This is a genomic window from Streptococcus sp. VTCC 12905 (assembly GCF_049893385.1).
In the GTDB taxonomy this organism is placed as follows: Bacteria; Bacillota; Bacilli; order Lactobacillales; family Streptococcaceae; genus Streptococcus; species Streptococcus suis_AA.
In genome coordinates, this window is sequence record NZ_JBMVJC010000014.1 from 1 (window position 1) to 20,657 (window position 20,657).

The 20,657-nt window shown below is 39.9% G+C and carries 28 protein-coding genes and 1 other annotated feature; of the genes, 4 read left to right on the top strand and 24 right to left on the bottom strand.

Annotated features, from left to right (window positions below):
* Nucleotides 1–515: 515 nt before the first annotated feature.
* The 5 genes from rplT to ACPC58_RS06230 form a co-directional block, all read right to left on the bottom strand.
* Nucleotides 516–875: a 50S ribosomal protein L20 gene (gene rplT, locus ACPC58_RS06210; RefSeq protein ID WP_012028296.1), complete on the bottom strand. Its 360-nt coding sequence runs from the start codon at nucleotides 873–875 to the stop codon at nucleotides 516–518.
* A 39-nt stretch (nucleotides 876–914) separates the two neighbouring features.
* Nucleotides 915–1,115 carry a 50S ribosomal protein L35 gene (rpmI, locus tag ACPC58_RS06215; protein ID WP_171988655.1) on the bottom strand — a complete coding sequence of 67 codons (201 nt, stop codon included), beginning with the start codon at nucleotides 1,113–1,115 and terminating at the stop codon, nucleotides 915–917.
* A 27-nt stretch (nucleotides 1,116–1,142) separates the two neighbouring features.
* On the bottom strand, nucleotides 1,143–1,649 hold the full coding sequence (infC, locus tag ACPC58_RS06220; protein WP_216658258.1) for a translation initiation factor IF-3: 507 nt from the start codon (nucleotides 1,647–1,649) through the stop codon (nucleotides 1,143–1,145).
* A 40-nt stretch (nucleotides 1,650–1,689) separates the two neighbouring features.
* Nucleotides 1,690–1,818 (bottom strand) — a sequence feature (ribosomal protein L20 leader region).
* 26 nt (nucleotides 1,819–1,844) lie between these two features.
* Nucleotides 1,845–2,522, bottom strand: a complete 678-nt coding sequence (gene cmk / locus ACPC58_RS06225) for a (d)CMP kinase (RefSeq protein WP_217374964.1) — start codon at nucleotides 2,520–2,522, stop codon at nucleotides 1,845–1,847.
* A gap of 8 nt (nucleotides 2,523–2,530) precedes the next feature.
* Nucleotides 2,531–3,010 carry an SAG1386/EF1546 family surface-associated protein gene (locus ACPC58_RS06230; RefSeq protein ID WP_217374963.1) on the bottom strand — a complete coding sequence of 160 codons (480 nt, stop codon included), beginning with the start codon at nucleotides 3,008–3,010 and terminating at the stop codon, nucleotides 2,531–2,533.
* Between the two features lie 50 nt (nucleotides 3,011–3,060).
* Here ACPC58_RS06230 and ACPC58_RS06235 point away from each other — a divergent pair, with 50 nt between their 5' ends.
* Nucleotides 3,061–3,255, top strand: coding sequence for a ferredoxin (locus tag ACPC58_RS06235; RefSeq protein WP_130555644.1), 195 nt, complete (start codon nucleotides 3,061–3,063; stop codon nucleotides 3,253–3,255).
* Here the strand turns inward: ACPC58_RS06235 and ACPC58_RS06240 are convergent.
* From ACPC58_RS06240 to ACPC58_RS06330, 19 genes are all read right to left on the bottom strand, one after another.
* The gene (locus ACPC58_RS06240) at nucleotides 3,247–3,732 is read right to left on the bottom strand and encodes an EbsA family protein (protein ID WP_217374962.1); all 486 of its coding nucleotides are present in this window, start codon (nucleotides 3,730–3,732) and stop codon (nucleotides 3,247–3,249) included. The two genes, ACPC58_RS06235 and ACPC58_RS06240, sit on opposite strands and share 9 nt — an antisense overlap.
* Nucleotides 3,733–3,891: 159 nt before the next feature.
* Nucleotides 3,892–4,548: a phosphate signaling complex protein PhoU gene (gene phoU / locus ACPC58_RS06245; protein ID WP_217374961.1), complete on the bottom strand. Its 657-nt coding sequence runs from the start codon at nucleotides 4,546–4,548 to the stop codon at nucleotides 3,892–3,894.
* A gap of 45 nt (nucleotides 4,549–4,593) precedes the next feature.
* A complete protein-coding gene (gene pstB / locus ACPC58_RS06250) occupies nucleotides 4,594–5,352 on the bottom strand; it encodes a phosphate ABC transporter ATP-binding protein PstB (RefSeq protein WP_024392733.1) in 759 nt (252 codons plus the stop codon).
* 11 nt (nucleotides 5,353–5,363) lie between these two features.
* Nucleotides 5,364–6,167 carry a phosphate ABC transporter ATP-binding protein PstB gene (gene pstB / locus ACPC58_RS06255; protein ID WP_172040285.1) on the bottom strand — a complete coding sequence of 268 codons (804 nt, stop codon included), beginning with the start codon at nucleotides 6,165–6,167 and terminating at the stop codon, nucleotides 5,364–5,366.
* A gap of 24 nt (nucleotides 6,168–6,191) precedes the next feature.
* Nucleotides 6,192–7,079 carry a phosphate ABC transporter permease PstA gene (pstA, locus tag ACPC58_RS06260; protein WP_217374960.1) on the bottom strand — a complete coding sequence of 296 codons (888 nt, stop codon included), beginning with the start codon at nucleotides 7,077–7,079 and terminating at the stop codon, nucleotides 6,192–6,194.
* Nucleotides 7,069–7,986: a phosphate ABC transporter permease subunit PstC gene (pstC, locus tag ACPC58_RS06265; RefSeq protein ID WP_217374959.1), complete on the bottom strand. Its 918-nt coding sequence runs from the start codon at nucleotides 7,984–7,986 to the stop codon at nucleotides 7,069–7,071. Before pstC ends, pstA begins: the two co-directional genes overlap by 11 nt.
* A gap of 2 nt (nucleotides 7,987–7,988) precedes the next feature.
* On the bottom strand, nucleotides 7,989–8,858 hold the full coding sequence (locus ACPC58_RS06270; protein WP_217374958.1) for a phosphate ABC transporter substrate-binding protein PstS family protein: 870 nt from the start codon (nucleotides 8,856–8,858) through the stop codon (nucleotides 7,989–7,991).
* 137 nt (nucleotides 8,859–8,995) lie between these two features.
* Complete coding sequence (locus ACPC58_RS06275) at nucleotides 8,996–10,297, bottom strand: RsmF rRNA methyltransferase first C-terminal domain-containing protein (protein WP_217375153.1); 1,302 nt, start codon at nucleotides 10,295–10,297, stop codon at nucleotides 8,996–8,998.
* On the bottom strand, nucleotides 10,297–11,055 hold the full coding sequence (locus tag ACPC58_RS06280) for an inositol monophosphatase family protein (RefSeq protein ID WP_434065548.1): 759 nt from the start codon (nucleotides 11,053–11,055) through the stop codon (nucleotides 10,297–10,299). The genes ACPC58_RS06275 and ACPC58_RS06280 overlap by 1 nt, the downstream gene beginning before the upstream one ends.
* Nucleotides 11,045–11,323 carry a UPF0223 family protein gene (locus tag ACPC58_RS06285; RefSeq protein WP_434065549.1) on the bottom strand — a complete coding sequence of 93 codons (279 nt, stop codon included), beginning with the start codon at nucleotides 11,321–11,323 and terminating at the stop codon, nucleotides 11,045–11,047. Before ACPC58_RS06285 ends, ACPC58_RS06280 begins: the two co-directional genes overlap by 11 nt.
* Nucleotides 11,324–11,327: 4 nt before the next feature.
* Nucleotides 11,328–11,729 (bottom strand): Spx/MgsR family RNA polymerase-binding regulatory protein, encoded by a 402-nt coding sequence (locus ACPC58_RS06290; RefSeq protein WP_171988644.1) that lies wholly within the window; start codon nucleotides 11,727–11,729, stop codon nucleotides 11,328–11,330.
* Between the two features lie 155 nt (nucleotides 11,730–11,884).
* Complete coding sequence (locus ACPC58_RS06295; RefSeq protein ID WP_217374956.1) at nucleotides 11,885–12,805, bottom strand: bifunctional riboflavin kinase/FAD synthetase; 921 nt, start codon at nucleotides 12,803–12,805, stop codon at nucleotides 11,885–11,887.
* Nucleotides 12,806–12,839: 34 nt separating this feature from the next.
* Complete coding sequence (truB, locus tag ACPC58_RS06300) at nucleotides 12,840–13,718, bottom strand: tRNA pseudouridine(55) synthase TruB (RefSeq protein ID WP_434065550.1); 879 nt, start codon at nucleotides 13,716–13,718, stop codon at nucleotides 12,840–12,842.
* Nucleotides 13,719–13,767: 49 nt separating this feature from the next.
* Nucleotides 13,768–14,199, bottom strand: a complete 432-nt coding sequence (locus ACPC58_RS06305) for a hypothetical protein (RefSeq protein ID WP_254451640.1) — start codon at nucleotides 14,197–14,199, stop codon at nucleotides 13,768–13,770.
* Between the two features lie 33 nt (nucleotides 14,200–14,232).
* Nucleotides 14,233–15,558, bottom strand: coding sequence for a DUF438 domain-containing protein (locus ACPC58_RS06310; RefSeq protein ID WP_274504777.1), 1,326 nt, complete (start codon nucleotides 15,556–15,558; stop codon nucleotides 14,233–14,235).
* Complete coding sequence (locus ACPC58_RS06315) at nucleotides 15,555–15,788, bottom strand: DUF1858 domain-containing protein (protein ID WP_217374953.1); 234 nt, start codon at nucleotides 15,786–15,788, stop codon at nucleotides 15,555–15,557. The genes ACPC58_RS06310 and ACPC58_RS06315 overlap by 4 nt, the downstream gene beginning before the upstream one ends.
* Nucleotides 15,785–17,047 (bottom strand): DUF2130 domain-containing protein, encoded by a 1,263-nt coding sequence (locus tag ACPC58_RS06320; RefSeq protein ID WP_434065551.1) that lies wholly within the window; start codon nucleotides 17,045–17,047, stop codon nucleotides 15,785–15,787. The genes ACPC58_RS06315 and ACPC58_RS06320 overlap by 4 nt, the downstream gene beginning before the upstream one ends.
* On the bottom strand, nucleotides 17,037–17,405 hold the full coding sequence (locus ACPC58_RS06325) for an ATPase (RefSeq protein ID WP_434065552.1): 369 nt from the start codon (nucleotides 17,403–17,405) through the stop codon (nucleotides 17,037–17,039). Before ACPC58_RS06325 ends, ACPC58_RS06320 begins: the two co-directional genes overlap by 11 nt.
* The gene (locus ACPC58_RS06330; protein WP_434065553.1) at nucleotides 17,406–17,534 is read right to left on the bottom strand and encodes a hypothetical protein; all 129 of its coding nucleotides are present in this window, start codon (nucleotides 17,532–17,534) and stop codon (nucleotides 17,406–17,408) included.
* A 417-nt stretch (nucleotides 17,535–17,951) separates the two neighbouring features.
* Between ACPC58_RS06330 and ACPC58_RS06335 the strand changes: the two genes are divergently transcribed.
* The 3 genes from ACPC58_RS06335 (at nucleotide 17,952) to ACPC58_RS06345 (ending at nucleotide 20,529) form a co-directional block, all read left to right on the top strand.
* Entirely contained in the window at nucleotides 17,952–18,767 is an 816-nt protein-coding gene (locus ACPC58_RS06335) for a Cof-type HAD-IIB family hydrolase (RefSeq protein ID WP_434065554.1), read from the top strand.
* A gap of 9 nt (nucleotides 18,768–18,776) precedes the next feature.
* Nucleotides 18,777–19,997 (top strand): peptidase T, encoded by a 1,221-nt coding sequence (pepT, locus tag ACPC58_RS06340; protein ID WP_434065555.1) that lies wholly within the window; start codon nucleotides 18,777–18,779, stop codon nucleotides 19,995–19,997.
* 133 nt (nucleotides 19,998–20,130) lie between these two features.
* On the top strand, nucleotides 20,131–20,529 hold the full coding sequence (locus ACPC58_RS06345; RefSeq protein ID WP_289648966.1) for a DUF5684 domain-containing protein: 399 nt from the start codon (nucleotides 20,131–20,133) through the stop codon (nucleotides 20,527–20,529).
* The last annotated feature ends 128 nt before the right edge of the window (nucleotides 20,530–20,657 follow it).

Here is a 20,657-nt window from a genome sequence, read left to right on the forward strand (position 1 = left end):
TAAAAAATCCTCCAGTTTGTTTTTTATAACAGTATACTGGAGGAAGGAGTGATTGGATAGATACCTTGTTATTGGGCAGTTACAGACTAATAAAACCCTTATCAAGCATATCGCTATGTTGTGCCATATACTCTGAGAAGTTATACTAAGGCATTTTGATCAACCTCGTACCCATGCAGAGGATATGCCAATATTTGTTTTATATTTCAATAAAATGCTTGAAAACTCCACTAAGAACATTCAATCAGCATTGCGGTGACACTGAAAAATATTGAATTTTTAAAAGTACGGTCATTTGAATTAGCTTTGATGCATCCTCATTTTCAGCTTGCCCTACTCTACGAAAGTGACTTGACGAAAGTGACTTGTTTCGCAAGTCTTATTTCCAACCTAGAACAGCCTTTAGGCTGTTCTAGCTACCTGCACCTCCTCCATTATCTTCAAAATCAAAATGTACAAAAAAATGTAAAGAAAAAACTTGGAAGTTTTCCAAGCTTTTTTCAAATCCTATATGCTTATTTAGCAAGTTTTGCTTTAGCAGCATCTGCAAGAGCTGTGAAAGCTGCTGCATCGTTTACTGCTAAATCAGCAAGCATTTTACGGTTCACTTCAATTTCAGCCAATTTCAAACCGTGCATCAATTGTGAGTAAGACAAACCATTCATACGAGCAGCCGCATTGATACGAGTGATCCACAATTTACGGAAATCACGTTTTTTCTGACGGCGGTCACGGTATGCATAGTAGTAAGAGTTCATAACTTGTTCTTTCGCAGTGCGGAACAAGAGATGTTTAGCTCCATAGTAACCTTTAGCTAATTTTAAAATACGTTTACGGCGTTTACGAGAAACAACGCCACCTTTAACACGTGCCATTTAATTTTCCTCCAAATAATTTAAATTCTAGTAGTCGGCTTATTTCAAACCAGTAAGCATTGATTTTATACGCTTAAAGTCACCAGAATGTACCAAACCTGCTTTACGAAGGTGACGACGTTGTTTTTTAGTTTTACCGTGGAAACGGTGTGAAGTATAAGCGCGGAAGCGTTTCAATCCACCAGAACCTGTACGTTTAAAACGTTTAGCTGATGCGCGGTGAGTTTTTTGTTTTGGCATTTTAATTCTCCTTTTAGCGTAAAAAGCTTATTTTTTTTCTGAAGCTGGGGCCAATTGCATAAACATTTGACGACCGTCCATCTTAGCACGTTGTTCAATAATCGCAATATCTTGGGTTGCTTCGGCGAACTCAGCTAATACTTTCGCTCCAACTTCTTTGTGGGTAATCATACGACCCTTAAAACGGATCGAAACCTTGACTTTATTTCCTTTTTCAAGGAATTTACGGGCATTACGAAGTTTTGTCTCAAAATCCCCTTTATCAATTACTGGACTTAGACGTACTTCTTTTACAGTAACAACACTTTGTTTCTTGCGTTGGTCTTTCTGTTTTTTCTGATATTCAAACTTAAACTTACCGTAGTCCATGACTTTAGCTACTGGCGGTTTAGCTTGTGGTTGAATCAATACTAAATCCACATTTGAATTATCAGCAATGGCCTGAGCCTCATTGAGCGGTTTGATTCCCAACTGTTCACCCTCAAGACCGATAAGACGAACTTCACGCACTCGAATTTCATCATTGATGAACAAATCTTGCTTTGCTATGGCTTTTCACCTCATTTTATTTTTTTCGAGAAAAACAAAACGGACCTGCTAAACAAGTCCGCACTACACCATTATTCTTTCCGAAGAAATCTTAAATCGTAGAGCCAGACAACGTTAGTCGCAAGGCGAGAAGCTCTCACTTCTGCTTTTCTCAATATGACTATTTTATCATCTCTCCAACTACTTGTCAAGTATTTCTTTCGCTTTTTCTGAAATAAATTTCACAACACCTTCAATGGACACACCGGTCGTATCAAAAGTGATTGCATCATCCGCTGCTTTTAATGGCGAAATTGCTCGGTTTGAATCTTTAAAATCACGAGCTGCAATCTCCTCCTTTAAGGTTTCCAAATCAGTTTCGATGCCACGTTCCGTATTTTCCTTAAAACGACGCAAAGCCCGTTCCTCAACCGATGCAATGAGAAAGATTTTTAACTCCGCTTGAGGAAGTACGACAGTGCCAATATCACGACCATCCATGACGATACCACCAGCTTGTGCAATTTCCTGTTGTAAATGAACCAATTTTTCCCTTACCAAAGGAAGTGCCGCTACTGCAGAAACATTATTAGTCACTTGGTTATCGCGTATAGGTAACGTCACGTCACATTCACCAACAAATACAAGTTGCACTCCATTCTCATCCCTGCCAAATCGAATCGGATTGGATTCAAGCAACTCAACGATTTTCTCTTGATTTGACACCTCTATACCATTCTTCAACGCTAGAAATGTAGCTGAACGATACATGGCCCCAGTGTCTAAATAGGTATATCCTAATTGTTTTGCAATAATTTTAGCTACTGTTGATTTCCCGCTCGAAGCAGGACCATCAATAGCGATTTGAATTGATTTCATAACTCCTCTTATCTAATACGAACAATGTCACCAGGATTGGCCCACCATGTTCCACCAGGTCCGACCATTTTATCTGGATTTAAACGTTCTAGCTCTGAAATTGAAATACCAGCACGGGCCGCGATACTCCCAATTCCTTCCCCAGCTTCAACAGTAATGGTTGAACCATCTCCTGCTTCTGACGAAGTCGTCGTTTCAGTGCTAGAATCTGTAGTACTTTCAGATGTTGTACTTTCCTCACTCGTTGTTGAAGAAGAGGAAACGGCACTACTAGCATTGCTTGCATTGTAAAATTCTTGTTTTGAATTAGTTGAACTACCACCTGTTGATAGGTAGATGGAAACCACTAAAACAACAAGCATTATGATAAAGAAAATAATAGCCAGTACTGTGAAAATTCGCGTACTCGCAACACTATTTTTTATTCGATCTTTGCGACTCGCAGATTGTGAGGTATAAACTTCTTCATTCCATGGTTCTTTTGACATGAGCCTAGTTTCTCCTTGTGTTTTTCGTACAATACGATTAAAATATCAATATGAATATAAAATTAATTCCGGAAAGATGCATTGCATGTGGTCTTTGCCAAACCTACTCAGAACTTTTTGATTACAATGATGACGGTATTGTCATCTTTTCTGATAGCGAAGCTTTAGAAAAAGAACACCCACTAACAGATAGCATCTTGAAAGCAGCAAAATCATGTCCCACTAAAGCGATTCGATTAGACTGAAGTTGCTTGCTTACTATAATATTCCTCAAAATAGTCCTGTTTGATTAGGTGATCAACTAATACTATCTCCCCTGAAAACTCTGGATGTATTGCTATATGATTCACAAAATAATTTTTTGGCCATTTACGCATATGATAGAGTTCTCCCTCAGGAGAGGTTATTGTATAAATACGAATCGCCAAATAGGACACTTCGATTCTACTGATATCCTTCATCAGTAATTTTTTTGTTTTAAAAGGATTAGCTGTGGAAATTCTTAAATGATATTCTTTTATTTCAAAATACCGTCTTGTTCCAAGAAGGCACATTAAAACAGAAAGGCTGACTAACACAAAAAATAAAGTGGACATTTTTAGCTTTTCTAATAGAAGCGACAAAGCGATAAATAGCGGGGTAAATGCCATTGTCCAGTATATGATTCCCAACGAAAATTCTGGTTGCCAGTGATAACGTATTTTCCCAAAAATTTTTATCATTGCTATCCTCCAACTATTATTCTAGCATAAAAAAAGAGATTTTCCTATGAAAATCTCTAACATTTGGTAATTTTTATTACATTTTCATTACAAATTTTAGCATAAATGTAACCAATTAGTAACATTTTTCCTTCTTAACTTCTTGAAGATTAACTGGTTTTACAACTCAGTGATATCACCAGTACGAAGATACACAACCCATTCACAAATGTTTTTCGCATAGTCACCAATACGTTCCAAATAAGTTAACACTTGGAAGTAATCTCTACCTGCAATAAGTGAATCTGGATTCTTTTTAATCTCTTCAGTTGTCAATTCTTGAATTTTAGAATAATATTCATTGATAATTTCGTCACTGGCCGCAATTTCGTAAGCAGTCTCAATATCACCAGAATTTAAATACAAATCGAGTGAGGACTCAACTAAACGACGGGCTTCTTTGCCCATATTCTTAATTTCTTCCTCGACTATAGGAATACGAACTTCACCTTTCATGCGAATGGCTGCTTTTGCAATTGAAACAGCATGATCGCCCATTCTTTCTAAATCACTGGTTGCTTTTAAGACTGTAATCACTCGACGTAGGTCAGTTGAAACGGGTTGTTGAAGCGCAATAATCTCAAGAGATTTTTTCTCTAGTTTTACTTCAAACTCATTAATTTTTTTGTCTGCTTCAATTACTTCCTTCGCTAATTCGCGATCATGAGTCGTGAATGCACGAACAGTATTGTTAATCTGTCCTAATACTTCATTACCCATAGCATAAAATTGATTGTGAAGCTTGCCTAGTTCTACTTCAAATTGTGCTCTTAGCATATGAATCTCTTTTCTATATCTTTTTAAACGCTCTGATTAGATGGTTTATCCAAATTTACCTGTGATATAATCTTCAGTCTCTTTGTGAATAGGGTTTAGGAACATTTCTTTGGTGTCATTGTATTCAATTAGGTCGCCATCTAAAAAGAAGCCTGTACGATCTGAAATACGTGAAGCTTGTTGCATAGAACGTGTCACTAAAATCATTGTATACCGTTCTTTCAATCCGTAGAGTGTATCTTCAATCTTACCTGCTGAAATAGGGTCTAGGGCTGAAGTCGGTTCATCTAACAAAATGATTTTGGGACTAGTTGCCAATACACGAGCAACACATACACGCTGCTGCTGACCACCTGAAAGACCTAATGCTGAATCATGGAGACGATCCTTTACCTCATCCCAAATGGATGCACCGATCAAAGACTTTTCAACAGCTTCGTCTAAAACATGCTTGTCTTTAATACCATTGATTCTAAGCCCATAGACAACGTTCTCATAAATAGACATTGGAAATGGGTTTGGTTGTTGGAAAACCATTCCAATTTCCTTGCGCAAATCTACAGTATCTGTACGTGGACTATAGATGTTTTTCCCATTATAATCAATCGCACCCGTCAGAGTCACTTCAGGATTTAAATCTCCCATACGGTTTACAGACCGCAAAAGTGTTGATTTTCCTGAACCAGAAGGACCAATCAAGGCTGTAATTTCATTTGGATAGAAGTCAATTGAAACACTATTTAAGGCCTTTTTCTTATTGTAGTAAACAGACAAATCTTTTACTTGTAAAATAGGGGATGTCATAGTTTTCCTTTCTATCCGAAATGACCTGAAACATAGTCGCTAGTAGATTTAAGTTTCGCATTTTGAAAGACATTTGCCGTCTTATCATACTCAATTAAATCGCCTAAATAGAAGAACGCTGTATAATCACTCGCACGTGCTGCTTGTTGCATGTTGTGTGTCACGATAATAATGGTATAATTCTTCTTCAACTCGAACATGGTTTCTTCCAATTGCATTGTCGCTATCGGATCAAGTGCTGACGCCGGTTCATCCATGAGCAAAATTTGAGGCTTCACTGAGATAGCTCGGGCAATACACAAACGTTGTTGTTGACCACCTGATAAGGTGAAGGCTGACTTATGCAAATCATCTTTTACCTGATCCCAAAGTGCAGCTTGTTTCAATGATGTCTCAACAATTTCATCCAAAACTTTTTTATCTTTTACACCTGCACGCTCATGCGCAAAAGTGATATTACGATAAATGGATTTTGCAAAAGGATTTGGACGTTGGAAAACCATTCCAATATGCTTACGAATCTCGTAGACATTCATGTTTGGTTTATTGATATCAATTCCCTCATAGAGGATTTGACCAGTTACTTTTGCAATATCAATCGTATCATTCATTCGATTCAAACTGCGAAGATAAGTTGATTTCCCACAACCCGATGGTCCAATCAAAGCTGTGATTTTATTTTTCTCGAACTGCATATCAATGCCCTTGATTGCTTCATTTTTACCATAGTAAACATGAACATCTTTTGTTGAAAGGGCTATTTTTTCCTCTGGAAATGTAATGATATGGCGTTCATTCCAGTTGTAATCTGCCATTTTTTCTCCTTATTATGCTAACTTCTACGCTGCAGAAGTCATTTTCGCATGAAGTTTTTTACCGATGTATCTTGCAGAGAGGTTAAAGAGTAAGATGAAAATCAAGAGAATTGCTGCAGATCCAGCAGAAACTTGAGTCGCATCAGGAATTGTACCCTCACTGTTTACCTTCCAAATATGTACCGCTAGGGTTTCTGATTGACGGAAGATTGAAATCGGACTTGTAACACTTAATGGATTCCAGTTAGACCAGTCAAGAGCTGGTGCAGACTGACCAGCTGTGTAAATTAGAGCAGCAGCTTCACCAAAAATACGACCAGATGCCAATACGATACCTGTAACGATACCTGGAAGGGCTTCTGGGATAACAACATGAAGTACAGTTTCCCAACGAGATAAGCCGAGTGCTAATCCTGCTTCACGTTGTGTATGATGCACATGGCGAAGGCTATCCTCTACATTACGTGTCATCTGTGGTAAATTAAAGACTGTTAATGCCAAAGCGCCTGATAAAATAGAGAAACCATATTCAAATTGTACAACAAAGATTAAGTAGCCAAACAAACCAACTACTACAGATGGCAGAGAAGACAAAATCTCAATACAAGTGCGAATAAAGTTTGTCAAAGGTCCTTTTTTTGCATATTCAGCTAAATAGATACCTGCTCCAGTTGATAGAGGCACAGAAATCAACAGCGTAATGATTAGGAGGAAAAATGAGTTATATAACTGAATTCCAACCCCTCCTCCAGCTTTATAGGAAGATGACTTGCTTGTCAAAAAATGCCAGTTGACATGTGGCAACCCTCTCACAAGAATAAAGAGGATAAGCGCTGTTAAGATAATAACAATCACTGTTGCGATTGAGTATAGAACTCCTGTCGCAAGTTTATCCATTTTCTTAGCGTGCATAGTTTTTCTTACCCTCTCTTGTAATAAATTTCATAATCATGTTAAAGACAAGGCTCATCAAGAGCAAGACAAGAGCCAATGACCAGAGCACGTTATTTTGGACGGTACCCATAACAGTGTTACCGATACCCATCGTTAAGACGGAGGTCAATGTCGCTGCTGGTGTAGTCAATGACGTAGGCATAACTGCTGAGTTACCAACTACCATTTGAATTGCAAGAGCCTCACCGAATGCACGAGCCATACCAAAAATAACAGCGGTAAAAATACCTGGCTTAGCTGCATTCAAGGTAACACGCCAAATTGTTTGCCAACGCGTCGCACCCATCGCAAGACTAGCTTCACGATAATGACGAGGTACAGCTCGCAAACTATCAACGGTCATAAATGTTACTGTCGGTAAAATCATAACAAAGAGAACACATACCCCTGATAAGATACCAAAACCAGTACCACCAAAAATAGAACGTACAAATGGTACAACAACTTGGAGTCCAATGAAACCATAGACTACTGATGGAATACCTACCAAAAGTTCTATAACAGGTTGTAAAACTTTTGCACCACGCTTTGGAGAAATTTCAGTCATAAAAACAGCTGCTCCAATCGCTATCGGAGTGGCGATAATGGCTGATAAAATAGTAACAATGAATGAACCAGCAATCATGGGTAAGGCACCAAAAGTTTTAGAGCTTGGTTCCCACTTATCACCAAATAAAAAATCTGTTATGTTTACACCATCTACAAAGAAAGTTGACAGCCCGCGTTGAGCTACAAAAATTAAAATCATAGCCACAATAAATACAATCAAACTAAGGCAAAGAAACGTCAATACCTGTCCAAACTTTTCCAAACGAGAGTTTTTGGAAGGCATCGATAATTCTTTTTCGAGTTGTTCGTTTTTCATCCCTACTCCTTCACTGATACCACACCATCAGCAGTTTTTTCTACTTTCATATCGTTGATTGAAATATAGCCCATGCTCACAACAATACCTTCTTGCACTTCATCCGAGTACATGTAATCAAGAAATTCCTTGGTTAAACCATCAGCTTCACCCTTCGTATACATGTGTTCGTAGGACCAAATCGGCCAATCATTTGTTGATACATTTTCAGTCGTTGGCTCAAAACCATTCAACTTTATTGTTTTGATAGAATCATCCAAATAGGCAAAAGCCAAGTATGAAATAGCTCCTGGTGTTTGAGCTACAATTGATTTGACCATCCCATTTGAATCTTGTTCTTGACTTTGAATAGCTTGTTCACCATTCATGATAATTGCATCAAAAGTTGCTCGAGACCCTGAACTAGCTGCACGGTTAATGATTGAAATTGGTAGAGCACTACCACCCAACTCTTTCCAGTTCGTAATTTCACCAGTGAAAATCTTACGAAGATTTTCCGTTGAAATGTCATCAACTGTTACTTGCTCATTAACAATAACTGCTAGACCTGCAACAGCAACTTGGTGATCTACGAGCTGACTAGCGTCAATTCCTTCTTTTTCCTCTGCGAAGACATCTGAGTTCCCAATCTGAACTGCACCAGATTGAACTTGCGAAAGACCAGTACCTGACCCCCCACCTTGGACGTTAATCGTTTTTCCTAGGTTTGTCGAACCAAACTCATCGGCTGCTGCTTCAACCAAGGGTTGCAGTGCTGTTGATCCAACTGCGGTAATGGATTCTCCACGATCAATCCAAGCAGAGCAGGCAGATAAAGCCATGCTAGAGATGAGAAATAAAGCTGCAATTCCTAGCTTATGCTTTGTTTTCATATCAAATATTCCTTTACGTTTTTCAGTGGAATTCCTAGTTTTTTACTTGATTTTTACATAGTATTTACAAGAAATTTCCACTTATCCACTATAACATATAACAAGACAAGTTGCAAAAATAATTTGCTTCTTCTGACTTAAAATCTTAGTCCTTTGGGGAAGCTATTTTTCAATACTCCAGAAACGATTTTTGAAAAGCCTAGCCCATTTCCAGCAACGGCAACTTGATACCAACCATTTGGTAATTCTTTAGGCACCTCAATCGTCTGACCTGCAGTATATTTTTGAAAATCTTCCGCTGAAATTTCAACTCGCTTCATCACTTCATCACTATGTAATGCAAGGCCGAGAGCAAAACTGGGTTCAAAGCGCTTCTTCTTAAACACACCCAGATGTAAACCATTACGTGCAATTTTAATTTTAGATAAATCAGGAAGCTCCTTGGGTAATAAATAGAGATTATCTCCAAACGCCTGTAAAACACCGTCAAATTGTATTGTCAGGTGTTCTTGTTTGAAAGACTGCCATAATTGTTGCTGTTCACGATTTAAATTTGACTTCCCAAATTTCCTTTTTTTCGTGGAACCTTCCCCTTTATATCGAAATTTCGCTACAAACTGTCCTTCTCCTTTAAAACGATGAGGATACATCCGAGCCGTCTCAGGATAGCCAATACCTTCAACCATACCATTTTGTTTCGGAATATCAATTAATTCTAAAGCATATTGCTCCAATAACCATCGAACAATATCTTCATTTTCTTCAGGCGACCACGTACAGGTAGAGTAAATGAGTTGTCCATTAGGTGCAAGCATTTCAAGAGCTGATTCCAAGATTTCCTTTTGCAACTGCGCACACTGAGCAAGATAGTTTTTAGACCAATACTGAATAGCATCCGGGTCTTTTCTAAACATTCCTTCGCCAGAACAAGGTGCATCCAAGACAATCATATCAAAATAATCTGAAAAAACACTTGCTAATCGCTGAGCTGACTCATTTGTGACAACCACATTCCTTGCTCCGAATCTCTCGATATTTTCGGCAAGAATTTTGGATCTTGTGGCTGAAATCTCATTACTAACTAAAATCCCTGTATTCTCTAAATATGAAAGTAAATGGGTGGTCTTTCCTCCAGGAGCTGCTGCTAAATCCAGTACCTTCATCCCTTTTTCAGGAGCAGCAACTTGCCCAACAATCTGTGCAGCGGGTTCTTGAGAATAAACCAAACCTGTCACATGTTCGATGGACTTTCCAGAAACCTTACCGTAGTAAGACCAAGGCATATTCGGTATTGCATCTGGGAATTCCTTCTGTTGTTCTTTTAAAGGATTTGTACGAAAGCCAGAAACTGCAGAAGATTCAAAACTCTCAAAAAATGCTTGGGCATCTGGGCCAAGCAAGTGCGTATATTTTTCAATAAATTCCTGTGGTAATTGTATCAATGGATAAACCTCTTAATCTCACTCAAACTAGCTTTTGGGACCAACATCACATGTTCTCGACCAGAAAATTGGGGAGCATCACCTTCTAAGCTCAATAACTGACAATCTAAACCTTCCCCTAAAATGCTCGCCGCCGCATAATCCCATGGATAAAGATTTGAAGCATAAGCTAATAAGCGTCCTTCTAAGACGTGAGAGAAACCAATTCCAGCACTACCAACAGAACGAGTCCCTAATGAATGATTGGCCAAGTCACCTAAGCCATACTGATTTGTAGCATATAAGGTTGCATTTAAACCAATCAAGCTTCTTTTCAAAGATGTAGCTGTGGGAATCTCAAGTTGTTGATGATTGAGATAAACTGGAAATTGCCCTCCACCATGAAATAATTTATCTTGCATCACATCATATATGATTGCGAATTGACCAACACCATCTTCAAAATATGCCAAAAGAATGGAAAAGTCATTCTTTTGAGCGATAAAATTCGTTGTCCCATCAATCGGATCCAGCACCCATACCTTTCCCTCTTTTATGGAGCCAGTTTGTCCACCTTCTTCACCAAATACGCTATCCATTGGAAATTCCGAAAGAATCTTTTGGCTCAATTGGTCTTGTACCTGTTTATCTAAGTGCGTGACTAAATCTTGAGGATTGGTTTTTTCATCTATAATAAGAGGGTCATATAAATGATCACGTAAGAACTCGCCCGCTTCAAGAATAATCTGCTTAGCAAAATGATATTTAGTTTCCAAATCGGATCATTCCTTTCTGTTTTTCTTGGGCAGCCTTTACAACTCGATAGCTCGAGTAACCTGACGCTTCTTCGAAATATCGATCAATTTGTCTTTCTTGCCCTTTGCTTCTTACAACTTCTTTAAACTTTTTATACTGTTCAAGAACGAGTCTTGCTTCTACACCCTTTTCATATGCTTCTTCCACTCTATTCAAAAAAGAAAGCACTGAGGAAATTTCCTCTGTGCTCCACGAAAAATCAAGCGGATATGAGTATTGTTTATCCATGTCTCTATCCTATTTCTGCTCGTAATGTTGCATTCTTTAATTCTTGCTTGCGATAGTTTCGCGGTAGAAATGCCCGAATTTCATCCTCATTAAACCCTATCTGCATCCGTTTTTCATCAAGGATAATCGGACGCCGAAGTAAACTCGGATATAGCTCGATTAACTCAATGAGCTGTCTCACGGACAGTTCATCCAGGTCAATATCTAACTTTTGAAACACTTTTGATCGTGTTGAAATCAAATCATCTGTCCCATTTTCAGTTAGAGACAAAATTTGTTGTAGCTCATCAGCAGTTAAGGGACTAGTCATAATGTTATGCTCATTAAAAGGCACCTCGTGGCTAGTCAGCCATGCTCTAGCTTTACGACAACTCGTACAACTTGGTGACAAAAATAAGGTTATCATGCCCGTACATTCCCTTCTATGCAAGCTTTTCTAATATATTATATCTTATTTTGTTATTTTTTTCAATAGGGAACCAAAGGGATTATATTAATTTTTCATAAAATTTAATGACTGTTAACACAAATGTATTAGCAAGTTCTTTGAAATCTATTGGTTTACTTACTTGTCCAATGCAAGGCGTAGTTTTCATCGGACTTCATCTGCTCCATGAGACTCTCAATTCCATCAAATTTGACCATATCTCGAATTTTTTCAAGCCAAAAAATAGTTATTTTTTCACCATAAATAAAGCGGTCAAACCCAAAAATATGGGCTTCTATCCGCATCTCAGTTCCATCAAAGGTCACATTTTTTCCAACGCTTGTCATAGCTCGATAGCGTTTTCCATCTACTTCGACTTCAGCGACGTAGACTCCCTCAGATGGTAAATAGACACGGTCAAAAGGAGCTAGATTTGCTGTTGGATAGCCGATGGTGCGCCCTCTGGCATCTCCATGAACCACAATTCCCTCCGTCATAAATGGATAACCTAAAAGTTGATTAGCTAAAGTGACATCCCCTGACTGGATAGCCTGACGAATGCGAGTTGAAGAAACTTTCTCTCCACCCAAACTCACTTCACTTACAATTTCTACCTGACCATCAAATAGCTCTGTCAAATCTTTGACATCTGCTCTGCAATTTCCAAAATGATAATCAAATCCAGCAACCAAGACCTGAGCATTTAACCCTTTTACATACCGCTCAATAAATTCTTCTGGAGTATTACTGGCAAATTCGCTAGTAAATGGCGTCATGACCAGTTGATCCACACCATATTTCTCCAATAAGAGATAGCGCTGTCCCTCACTTGTTAAATGTAGCAATAATTCTGGTGTAAAACGAGAAAAGGCCAACCGAGGCGATTCTGGAAAGGTCAAAACAGTAACCGTCAGCCCTCGTTCATCTGCCACCTTTCGTGCACGTTCAAAAAGGGCTTTATGCCCCAGGTGAATTCCGTCAAAATAGCCAAGTACCAAAACAGTTGGTTCTTCTTTTTGCAATTCGTTAAAATCTTTAATTGTTCTTATATTCATGTCTTTTATTTTATCACAGTTATTGAGAAATTTCTTAGACCAAAACCTTGCTCGGTTTGTACAGCTGGTCGCGTTTTTCAAAAATAGCAATCAACTGACCATTATGAAAGCCTGCTAAGCGCTCTGCTTCTGCATTCAATTCTACAAATCGACCAAATGTAGCATCTTGCACCTGCTCTTCTTTCAATTCTACAACAGGTAAATCCCCGATACCACGTTCAATAGGTTGGAGAAATGAAAAATCATTTTCAGCTACCATCGAAGAAATTTCTTCCAAAGTCAAGGCGTCCGCTAGGTCCATTCCAGCTGAACCAGTTCGTTTCAGCTTAGACATGTGGCTGGCGTAGCCTAACTTAGCACCTAAGTCAACAGAAAGAGTACGGACATAGGTGCCCTTTCCACAACGAACTCGGAAGGTAAAACGTGCACAGTCATCTGCCAACTCAATTTGGCTGGTACGTTCAAAACTATATATGTAAATTTGGCGTTGGGGACGTTCGACTTCTTCACCTTCCCGTGCGTATTCGTAGAGTTTGCGGCCATTGACCTTGACAGCTGAGTACATAGGCGGAATCTGGGTAATCCTTCCGACAAAACTGGCCATAGCCTCATCCACTGCCTGCTCTGTTATGTCCAAAACAGGCGTCCGCTCAACAAGGTCGCCCGACGCATCTTCGGTCGTGGTTGAGTAGCCGAGGGTAATCTCCCCCTCGTAAATCTTGCCCTCTTCCTGCATATACTCAATCATACGCGTGGCCTTGCCGACTGCGATGGGCAGAACGCCTGTCACATCTGGGTCCAAGGTCCCCCCGTGACCAATCTTCTTCTCCTGCAAAATCTTGCGGAGCTTAAAAACAACATCGTGCGAGGTCATACCTGCTTCTTTATTAACGTTAATAATTCCTGAAATCATGTTCTCATTATAACACAAAAGACCGCTCTAGTGGGCGGTCCGCTATCAATCACTCATCGTAGAAACGATAACTACCAAAGGTTGTACCTATCAAATTCTCAAGTTCCTTGTGAATACGTCGCATGGTTTCAGAAGGTACTGCATCACGCGGAACTGCTTCATCAATCCCTTCCTCAGCCTCTTCATCATAGCCATACGAAAATACCAATGGGGCATCATGATACCCTTTATCACCTAATCTTAGTGTAGGCCACTCCAACAGCTTCATTTCTTTCAAAAATTCTCTAAATTTTTTTGCCTTGCTGATACGAATAGGGATATGATCCAGTTCATTTTCAACTTTTCCTTCTTTATCAACATGCTGTATCAAATAATAGTAATCCTGCAAGCTAACTGCCACTTCTACGCTTCTTCCCTCAATATAGTCAGCTCTGAAAATGATTAAGTCCAAATTCTCATAAATACGCTCAAATTGTTTCATAAAATTTCCTTTCACAATTATATACAAGATTTTCTAAATTTCTCGATGAAAATCGCTATCAATCTCAAAAAATGGTTGAATATCCTGGACATACTCCAAAACGCCTTGAAACTCTCCTTGGTCATCACGCACTGCCTTATAGACCACATAGACAAACTTGCCCATGCTCTCGGACTTGAACCACATGGTGACCTCGTCTTTTTGCCCTGTGCGGAGCAGTTCAAAAATCTTCTTGACCTTGTCTACGATTTTAGGTGGATGGCAGAGTTCCACACGGCGTCCAATCTGGCTTGGCGTTCGTTTGAAAATCATGTCTTCAACAGGGTGGCTGTCATTATAGTATTGGAAAATGTCGTCCTTGTTGACAAAGGTGAGTTCCAGCGGTAAATGGTTGAGAATGAGATTGGCCTGCTCGACAGACAAGTAACCATTGCCAAAGGTCTGCGGGCTGGTCCTATCCTGAACAGTTTCCGATTTCTCCTTGGGTGTGAAGGTAATGGTGAAGTGGCCTTCTGGTGTATCGATAATCTGCTGGTTTGACCCTGCTGGCTGCGGAGAAACTCTGTCTGCTGCCTGCTCTGCTATTTCCCCAAAAGTCTCCCGATGGGGCACCCACTTGGCTGTCGGCTTGACAATGGCGTAGCCGTAGGCGTCGCTGTCCGCTGCCACTTGGAGCCAGTCGTCCTGAGTGAAAATCTCCAGCAGAATCATGAGGAGAATGGCCTCTTCCTTGAAAATCATCTCTTCAAATTCCTTGGCAAAGGCTTCAAAATGGGCCTTTGTTGCCACTAGGTCGCCGCTTTCGAGAGTTTTTCGAGCCGTCTTGAAGAGGTCGCGAATCTCGTCGTCCACACCCCACATGACCTTAGGCGGTGAATCATGACCGTACCGCTCCATAATCGGAAAGAAGACCTTTTCTTTGCGCGTGTAGTGGTTTTCAAACTGCCCCAAGAGGTCAAACTGTCGTGTCAAACCTTGCAGAAGCTGGTCTTTCAGCTCCGCATCCTCTGTCTGCCCATACTGGTCGATGATACGGCGAATACGTAAAATTGCCGCCCGCAGTGCCAGGTTTTCCTGCTTAAAGACATAGACAGGGTGCCCCTCCTGGTCCATATCCGCCACTTCCACATCCGCAATGGCTCCTTTGAAGAGGTTAGCGTGGATATTGCAAAGGCTCATGACATCTTCAAAAGTGATCCCCGTGTCGCTGGACATAAGTTCATGCTCCATCATAGATATTTCCAGGGCAGAAACTCCCTTGAAATGCTGATTAAACTGGTCTTGAACAGACTCCGGACTGGCACCATTGTGCAGTTCTAAGAGAATATTCTTCAAAATATCAATCCGTTGGTCTTTCATACTTCTCCTCCTATCACCTCATAGCCGTTGCATTCCAAGACCTGTCGAATACGGTCTAGCGAAATCTTGGTCATCTTAGATCCTGTCCTCAGACTGGTCACCTTACCAACTGTGTTCAGCATGGCTGGATTAGCCAAGGGCTTGAAACCAAGCTCTACCAGAATCTCCTTGACTTCTGGGTGCTGGTTGATAATCTCTGCAACAGGCAGATTTAGGTCAATGGTGTTCATTTATGTTCTCCTTTCAACGCCTCAAACTTAGCTTTCATGGTTGGGTTATTGCGGGTTAGTTTTTTGACGGAGACGTCGTCTAGTTTATTATTGGCTAGGCGAAGCTGGTTTTCGCTGGTGGTCAGGGCTGCCTTGACAGCTTCCATTCGCTTGATTGCCTTGTCGATTTCATCAATAGCTTTTTGGAAATTGTTGCTGGCCGATTGATAGTTTTTTGAAAAAGCATTCTTGAAAATTTCCAAATCTTCTTCAAAATGAGTAATATCAATATTCTGCTCCTTAACCAAGGCTAACTCCTGCTGGTATTGCAGACTATTAAGCGCAGCATTTCGTAAAATTCCGATTAATTGGATAAAGAACTGTGGTCGAATAACATACATCTTATCATACTCATGACTAACATCCACAATCCCTGTATTGTAATAGTCATTGTCCGCCTCTAACATGCTAACTAATACGGCATATTCGCATTTTTTCTCCCTACGGTCCTTATCCAACTCCTTAAAGAAATCAGCGTTTTTATGCTTGGTCTTGGTCGTATCCGCCTCATTTTTCATTTCGAACATGATGGAAATGAATTCCAAACCCGACTCGTCAAAATCACGGAAGATGAAATCTCCTTTTGAACCGGACACTGATACTTCGTTGTCCTTCGCAAATTTGGCACGAGGAAAAGCATAAGAACGAACCTTGTTAAACTCCGCCTCAGCAAATTGCTCCAAGCTCTCTCCAATTGCCTTTGTAGACTGCTGGGCCTTGAAATTTTTGTAAAATTCCACCTGCTCATCCGCGGCCTTAAGCCGTACTTCGTACTCCTGACGAATGGTCGCCATGGCTAACTCTTGCTTTTGTTCCTGCAAAACCAAAGCATTTTGCGCCGCATCCCGCTCCTTCTCCATCTGAGCTACCGCCTGCTGCAACTCCAAGTCCTTGGCAAGACGGATTTGCCCCAATTGAGCCTTAAGTTCTTGGACTTCTTGGTCTTTTTTAGAAATGGCAGAGCTGAGTTTGAGTTCCGTCTGACTAGCAAATGTATCAAGTTTTGCGGTCAGTTCCAGAATCTCCTTATCCTTATCACTCAATCTAGCCTGCAAATCATTTTCAGCCCGCTGAGCCAATAGTTCTGTCTCACGCGCCAATCGTTCATGGATTTCTTTATCAAATTCCGCACCACGTACCTGAGCTAAGAGTTGACTGTATTCTGTTTCATTGACCTGAAAGGCCGTCCCACAATGAGGGCAGGTAATATTATGAGTCATCTTTTTCTCCTCTAATCAGTAATCTTTTCAATTGTTCTTCTAAAAACAATGTCCACTTCTCCTGTAAGTTTTTGCGCTCAGGTAAGTCCTCTAGATGTAAGAGCGCCTGTATGCATTCGTTCTGAACGAGCCAACCAGTCATGTCTTTTTGAGCGTTCGCAAATTCATTACCAAAATCTTCTGGAATTCGTTCCTCAAAAGAAATCAAGGTCCGATTTTCTAGCTGAGACAGTGTAAATGAAACAATTGCTGAATCCCACGTATAGGCAATTTTCTGGTTTTCTCGATAGTCAAGAAGAACCATCACTTCACAGAATCCTTCCATTTCAAAAACCAGCTTATCGCCCTCAACTCTCAACTATGGAAACCAGCGTACAAAACCAGAATCGGTCGCTAGCAGATTCCACGTTTCAGCCAAACCAGCTGGAACATTATAAGAGATAGTTAGTAAATAGGTATCTAATTCTTTCTGGACATTAATCTTCAAACGTGAGTCCTCTTCTATTTTCTTATTATACCAAAAAACACCGGCCAATAACCGATGTTCACTAGTTGTCTATAATTTTTTAATCATGTCCAAACAAGGGAGCTATTCATTCCAAAGGATTAAAAAAACAATATCTTGATAAAAGCGACAATCTGTTCTCTTTCCTTCATCAACTATTTCTACCTATTGAAACACGGTTTACGTGGCACATGCTCCAAGATTTGTTTTCCAAGTGAAGCTAGATTCTCTTGGCACACAATGAACATTGCTATTTTTGATATAGCTCTATTTATTAATACTTTTATTTCAATCATCTATCACCTAATATATTTTACTATACAGAATAGGATTAACTATTTCAATCATTCCTCTCCCGATTTGTGCTATACTAGTCTTATTGGAAACAAGGAGGATATTATGATAAAACTCATCGCCCTTGATATGGACGGAACGCTTTTAAATGAAAAAAAAGAGTTGAAACAAGCAGAGATTGACGCTATTCATAAAGCTGTTAAAGCTGGTGTCACAGTGGTTTTATGCACAGGACGTCCTTTAGTTGGCGTAAAACCCTTTGTCAAACAACTAGGGTTTGATACGGAAGAAGAATATATCATTGTCAATAATGGTTGTTCGACACATTCTACAAAAAATTGGGCCCTAGTTGACTGGGAGGAATTAGCTATTTCAGACATCGAATATCTCAGTACCTTCACAACTAGTGATGCTGTCCAAATCTCCCTTTTTGATGAAGAGGAGTACTTTGTATTAGCAGAACAAGCAAATGCGACAGTGTCCTTAGATGCTGGATTAGTTGGTATGACACCATTACCAATTGATCTTAAAGAGGCTACATCAGGTAAACATCGTTTCTTCGAAGCTATGTTTGTTGGTGAAAAAAATGCCATTGATGCATTTGAAAATCAATATAACACTTTGCTCAGCAAACGCTATTCCACCGTTCGTTCACAGGACTATCTCTTGGAAATTCTACCAGATGGAGCAAGCAAAGCTTCTGGTTTGAAAAAGCTAGCGGACCGCCTCAGTATTCTTCCTGAGGAAATTATGGCCATAGGTGATGCCAACAACGACCTTGAAATGATAGCATTTGCAGGTCTGGGAATTGCCATGGGCAACGCCAATGAACAAGTCAAGGCTATTGCCCAAGACATTACAGATACCAATGAAAACAATGGTGTTGCAAAAGCCATTGAAAAACATATTTTGAACAAGTAAGGAGACAACATGAAATACCCTACACTTTTAGACCGTTTTTTAGTTTATGTCAAAGAAAATACACGCTCTGATGAGAGCTCAACAACTACACCTTCTACCTATAATCAAGTTGAGTTTGCACAAAACATACTCTTGCCTGAAATGAAACGCATTGGTTTACAGAATGTCCACTATCTACCAAATGGTTTTGCGGTAGGAACACTACCTGCCAATGATCCAAGTTTAACACGCAAAATTGGTTTCATTGCCCACATGGATACGGCTGATTTCAACGCAGAAGGTGTCAACCCACAAATCATCGAAAACTACGACGGCAATCCAATTGCCTTGGGCACTTCTGGCTATGAATTGCATCCAAAAGACTTCCCACAACTTGCCAACTACCAGGGTCAAACCCTGATTACCACAGACGGTACTACCTTGCTAGGATCTGATGACAAGTCAGGAATTGCAGAAATCATGACGGCAATTGAATACTTGGTGCAGAACCCTGACATCAAACACTGTGAAATCCGTGTCGGATTTGGTCCTGACGAAGAAATCGGTGTCGGTGCAGACAAGTTTGATGTGGAAGATTTTGATGTAGACTTCGCCTATACGATGGATGGTGGACCGCTAGGCGAGCTCCAGTACGAGACCTTCTCAGCTGCAGCTGCTAAAGTTGATTTTTTAGGACGCAATGTACACCCAGGTTCAGCCAAAGATCAAATGATCAACGCTTTCCAACTAGCTATCGACTTCCACAATGCTCTTCCTGAAGAAGACCGCCCTGAAAAAACGGAAGGCTATCAAGGCTTCTTCCACTTGATGAACATGGAAGGTAGTGTTGATACCGCTTCAACTAGCTACATCATCCGTGATTTTGAGGAAAAAGATTTTAAGGCACGTAAACAACTCATGCTGGACATTGCTGAGGAAATGAATGCCAACTTTGACACTCCACGCGTCATTGTCCACTTGCATGATCAGTACTATAATATGAAGAAAATCATCGAAAAAGACATGACTCCAATCAACATTGCTAAAGAAGTTATGGAAAATCTTGGTATCAAACCTCTCATTGAACCTGTTCGCGGGGGAACAGATGGGTCTAAGATTTCTTTCATGGGCATACCAACGCCAAATATCTTCGCAGGTGGTGAAAACATGCATGGCCGTTTCGAATTCGTTAGTCTTGAAACCATGGAAAAAGCTGTTGACGTCATCCTTGGAATTGTTACTTCTAAATAAGATTTAAATCGGTTATCAAATGATAGCCGATTTTTTAAAATGTTTAAAAAATATATAAAAAATGCAAAAATATATTGTATTATTGAACTAATACTATTATAATGGAATTATCAAATAGAAATGGAGAATTATTATGACAAACGAAACATTACTACAAGGTATTCTTATCGGTATTTGGGGAACAGCACTTCTTTTCTCACTTATTTGGTATATCTTGGTTGCTATTTCAAACTACCTCCTTTTTGAAAAAGCAGGCTATGCAGGTTGGAAATCATTGATTCCATTTTACAATCTCTATATCCAACAATGTATCACATTTGGCTATGAAAAAAGATGGTTCATCCTCCTTTTACTGATTCCACTAGTAGGACCTCTATACGGCATCTATCTGGTTTACTCTTTTGGCCGTAGTTTTGGACTGTCAGCCCTACAAGCTGTCTTGTATGTTTTCTTTACACCAATCTTTAACCTCTACCTAGCCTTCAATGACGGAAGTCGTTACCAAGGCCCGCAGGAATTCTTTATTGATTAATATATTGGAAATAAGACTTGCGAAACAAGTCACTATCGTAGAGTACGACAAGCCGAAAGCGACGATGTATCAAAGCCAAATCAAATGACTAAACCTTGAAATGAGAAAGTAAAAGAGCTATATCTATA